The sequence below is a fragment of the Protofrankia sp. CiP1_Cm_nod4 genome (assembly GCF_982290645.1).
In genome coordinates, this window is record NZ_CEVIVC010000004.1 from 40,600 (window position 1) to 44,921 (window position 4,322).

Consider the following 4,322-nt stretch of genomic DNA (forward strand, 5'->3'; position numbering starts at 1 on the left):
CCCCTCCGGCGCCGCCCTCCCCGGCTGGCAGGCCGGCGCACACATCGATCTGCTGCTGCCCGAGGGACGCGCACGCCAGTACTCCCTGTGCGGCAGTGACGGGGCCTGGAGCATCGCGGTGCTCAACGCGCCCGACGGCCGTGGCGGATCGGCCTGGATCCACGACAACATCCGCGAAGGCGACGTGATTCAGGTCCGGGGCCCGCGAAACAGGTTTCCACTCGCGGCCGCGCAACGGTACGTCCTCATAGCCGGCGGCATCGGGATCACGCCGATCATCGCCATGGTCCGGGAGCTGGAGCGCCGGGAGAACCAGAACTGGCGGCTGACCTACGGCGGCAGGTCCCGCGAGTCGATGGCCTTTCTGCGCGAGCTCGAGGGCAGGGGTGAGCGCGTGAGCATCGCACCCCAGGACGAGACCGGGCTCATCGACATCCCGGCGGCGCTGGGCCAACCGCGGATCGGGACCGCGGTCTACTGCTGCGGACCAGAACCGCTGCTCAGGGAGGTCGACCGGGCGTGCCGTTCCTGGCCACCCGGGACACTGCACGTCGAGCGCTTCGCTCCGGTCGAGGCCGACGACACGGGCGACCGGCCCTTCGAGGTCGTGGCCGAGCGCTCCGGTGTCACCGTGATCGTTCCCCCTGGCGTTTCCGTGTTGGACGCGCTCGCCGACCAGGGCATCCACATCGCCACCTCATGCGGCGAGGGCGTGTGCGGCACCTGCGAAACCAAGGTGCTGGAGGGCACGGTCGACCACCGGGACTCGCTCCTGACCGAGGAGGAGCGCACCGCCAACACCGTGATGATGGTGTGCTGCTCCCGCGCACGCGGCGCACGACTCGTCCTCGACGTCTGACCACGCCCGCCCTGGCCACCGCGCGACGCCCACATGCCGTGGAAGTTCGGTCGGCGGCATTCGACGGACACGGCCGACGGACACGGCCACCGCCTCGGCCGGATCCTCGCCGGGCAGGTTTTCCGCTGGCAGATCCCACCAGCGGACACGCGATTTCAGGGCCCGTTCTTTCGTCGAGTTCGACAGCGTCCAAAATATTACGGGCAATATGGCCCGCCGGGTCCAAAACATCGCGGGCAAGATGGCCCGCCGGCGACAGCAGGGTGCCGTCGACATTCCACGGAATCGCCGGTGGCCCCACCGGCGTCGCTGCTGTGCGCGTCCGCCGGATATCAGGATCCGATGGTCCTTCCTTTCCGCCGGCCGCACACCACGGGCTGGGTGGGCGAACCGCGCGATGTGCGCATCGTCCAGGATGCGTATGTCGGACACGTCGCACGTTTGTGCGCCTGTCCAAAGTGCCGCCCTGGTCGGATGCGTCATCGCCGCGAACACGGGGTTCCATGAGTCCTGACAGCCGGGGCGGTGAGGCTCGCGGCGAGTCTCACCGCCCTCGCCATCATGTGGGCGCTTGGCACCCTCCTCGATCGCCTGAGGATCCGCGGACCAGAAGTTAAGATCGCCTGCCGCGAATGGCTCTGTGATCCACGTCACTCGAGTGGGGTGGCGCCTTGGGCGGTGCGAAGCCCTGCTGATCGGATCGTGAGGCAAGCGAAGATCATCGATCTTCGATGGTCGGATGGGGTAGGGCTGGCGGCCAAAGTGTCACCGTTAAGATGATCACTTAAGGTTTCAAGCCTCTGACCTGGGCCTATGCTCCCGCGACAGGACTCGAACCTGTAACCTGCCGGTTAACAGCCGGACGCTCTGCCAATTGAGCTACGCGGGACCGCGATGCTCCAGACGATAGCGCCGGGAGCATCTGACTGGGCAAGGTTACCTGAGGTTCGCGCGGATGGTTCGAGGGGGTAGGAAACACGGGTCGGTCGGCTGGTTGACCGTCGGCGCGCGGCCGCTCGGGCAGGATGGTCATGGTTGCGGGCGCCTGCCCGTCGTTGTCCGGTGACGGCGGCCGCCGGGTGTGGGATGACGATCGGGCGCGGGTGTGGGCGGCCATGAGCGTTCATGTGTCCGCGAAGGCCGGCAAGAGTGCACAGTGACACCGAGCGGGAGGCAGCATGCACGTCAGACCCGGTTTCATCGTCGGTTTCGGGCTCGGCTACGTGCTGGGGGCCCGCGCGGGCCGGGAGCACTACGACGCGATCATGCGTCAGGCGCGCGCGGTCCGGGAGCGCCCGGAGGTGCAGAGCGCGGCCGGGGTCGTCTCGGCGCAGGCGGGCAGCCTGCTGGAGCGGGCTCGCCGGACGCTCGGGAGCGTCACCGGCCGGGGCGAGCGGGCGGCGCCGGCCGCCGGCACCTTCGCCAGCGCGGCCGGGGCGCACAGCCCGAACGGTTCCGGGGCGATCCGTACGCCCTGACCCGCCCACGCGACCGGACGCCCGTCGGGCCTGGCGCCAGCTCGTCCCCGGGCAGGCAGGCGGATGCCGGACCGGCCGCCACGGGCGGTGGCTGTCCCAGCCAGGTCCGTCCTGGCCGCGGACGCGCGGGCGGCATGTCGCGCGCGGGCGGCATCGCGGGCGGCCTGCCGTGCCTGGATGGGCCTGCCGGGGCGGGCGCGTTCCGTCCGGGCGGTGTACGCGTGCGGAGCGGGCCCGGGGGAGCGGCTGGCGCTGGCGATGACCCGTGACGGTGCGCGACATGGCGCGTGACAGCATGCGGCGCACCATATGACAGTATGTGACATGCATAATCACAATGTGTGATTTTCTATGTGACGATGCGTCATGCAACATGTGATGTCATACGTCACGTTGAGTAGCAATATGTGATGATGTCCATGGCGGCGGGTGGTATGGCACGTGACGGTGCGCGAGCGGACGCGGGATCCCAGGGCGTGGCCGCGCTGGCCGAGGTGATCGGCCTGCTGGGCAGGCGGCACGCGCTGCCGGTGTTCTGGGCCCTGCGGGACGGGCCGGCGGCGTTCCGCTCCCTTGTGACGCGGCTGGACGCCACCGAGCCGCACCTGTCCCAGCGGCTGCGCGAGCTGCGGGAGGCCGGGATCATCGAGGTGGACGAGGCCGGTGACTACCGGCTGAGTGCCCACGGGCGGCGCCTGCAGGGCGCGCTCGAGCCCCTTGACGGCTGGGCGCGCCAGTGGTCCCGGCTCAGCCCGCGTGGGCGGGTGCCGCGGGGGTCGGCGACCCGCGGCCGCGGGGAGCCGTGACGAGACGCCAGCCACTTTCCCGCCTGGTCTTCCCGCCCTGCCCGGCCGCCCGACGGGTTCGGGGCCTGTCTGGCCTGCCGGTCCGACATACCGGCGCATGGCGGCTCCGGATGTATCGGCTCGTAATATCGTCTTCCGTGGTAATCACCGGACCCGTTGTCACCCGGGGCCATTCGCCCAGAGCCGATCTTCCGCGCTTCCGGCTCGGCGCCCAGCCGCAACGTCTGCTCATGACCCTGCTCGGCGACTACTGGCACGGGCGCGAGGAGCACATCCCGTCCGCGGCGCTGGTGCGCCTGCTGGCGGACTTCGATATCTCGACGGTCGGCGCGCGCGCGGCGCTCAGCCGGCTCGCGCGCCGTGGGCTGCTGGCGTCCTCCCGGGTCGGCCGCAACACCTACTACGGCCTGACCGGCCAGGCGGCCGAGGCGCTGCAGGACAGCGCCGTGCGCGTCCTGTCGTTCGGGCAGGCCGGCGCCGGGTGGGACGGCCGGTGGGTCGTCGCCGCCTTCTCGCTGCCGGAGGAGCAGCGTGACATCCGCCATACCGTTCGCAACAGGCTGCGCTGGCTGGGCTTCGCGCCGCTCTACGACGGCATGTGGGTCTCCCCCCGGCAGGAGACGGAGGCGGCCATCCGGATGTTCGCCGAGCTCGGCGTGCCCAACGCGACGGTCCTGACGGCGGCCGAGGCGATCGACGCGGCCGAGGCGATCGACGCGGCCGGGGCGACCGGGGCGGTCAGGACGGCCGGGACAGCCGGGATGAGCGCGATGGCCGTGGCGGCCAGCCCCAGACGTCCGATCGAGGCGTGGGACCTGACCGAGCTGCGCGCCCGTTACGAGGACTTCATCGGCACCCACACCCCCCTGCTCGGACGGATCCGGGCCGCCGACGTGGACCCGGCGGAGGCGCTGGTGGCCCGGACCGCGCTCCTGGACGCCTGGCGGCGCTTCCCCGGCCTCGACCCGGACCTGCCGCTGAAGCTGCTGCCGCCCCAGTGGCCGCGGGCGCGGGCGCACGCTGTCTTCGCGGAGGTATACGACGAGCTCGCGCCGTTCGCCGTCGACCGGGTACGGCAGGTGATCTTCTCGTTCGCCCCGGAGCTCGCCGGCCTCGTCCGCCACCACACGGTCGGCCGTGCCGCCGCCGGCTGGCCCACGCCCGTGCCGGCGCACGGCC

General features: G+C 71.3%; 4 protein-coding genes and 1 tRNA gene. 4 read left to right on the forward strand and 1 reads right to left on the reverse strand.

Going from position 1 to position 4,322, the window contains the following annotated elements:
- Positions 1-859 (forward strand): PDR/VanB family oxidoreductase (locus AC5LSR_RS01980; RefSeq protein ID WP_493468088.1); only part of this gene is annotated, 859 nt, incomplete at its 5' end.
- Positions 860-1,675: 816 nt separating this feature from the next.
- Here the strand turns inward: AC5LSR_RS01980 and AC5LSR_RS01985 are convergent.
- Positions 1,676-1,748, reverse strand: a tRNA-Asn gene (locus AC5LSR_RS01985).
- 289 nt (positions 1,749-2,037) lie between these two features.
- Between AC5LSR_RS01985 and AC5LSR_RS01990 the strand changes: the two genes are divergently transcribed.
- From AC5LSR_RS01990 to AC5LSR_RS02000, 3 genes are all read left to right on the forward strand, one after another.
- Complete coding sequence (locus AC5LSR_RS01990) at positions 2,038-2,337, forward strand: P-loop NTPase family protein (RefSeq protein WP_250282408.1); 300 nt, start codon at positions 2,038-2,040, stop codon at positions 2,335-2,337.
- Positions 2,338-2,756: 419 nt separating this feature from the next.
- Complete coding sequence (locus AC5LSR_RS01995; protein WP_493464497.1) at positions 2,757-3,143, forward strand: winged helix-turn-helix transcriptional regulator; 387 nt, start codon at positions 2,757-2,759, stop codon at positions 3,141-3,143.
- 137 nt (positions 3,144-3,280) lie between these two features.
- Positions 3,281-4,322, forward strand: a 1,042-nt coding sequence (locus AC5LSR_RS02000) for a PaaX family transcriptional regulator (RefSeq protein WP_493468089.1), incomplete at its 3' end; no start/stop codon positions are given.

Excerpts from the sequence above, each read along its gene's own strand:
- AC5LSR_RS01990 (WP_250282408.1), top strand. The coding sequence starts at position 2,038 with ATGCACGTCAGACCCGGTTTCATCGTCGGTTTCGGGCTCGGCTACGTG.
- AC5LSR_RS01995 (WP_493464497.1), top strand. The coding sequence starts at position 2,757 with ATGGCGGCGGGTGGTATGGCACGTGACGGTGCGCGAGCGGACGCGGGA.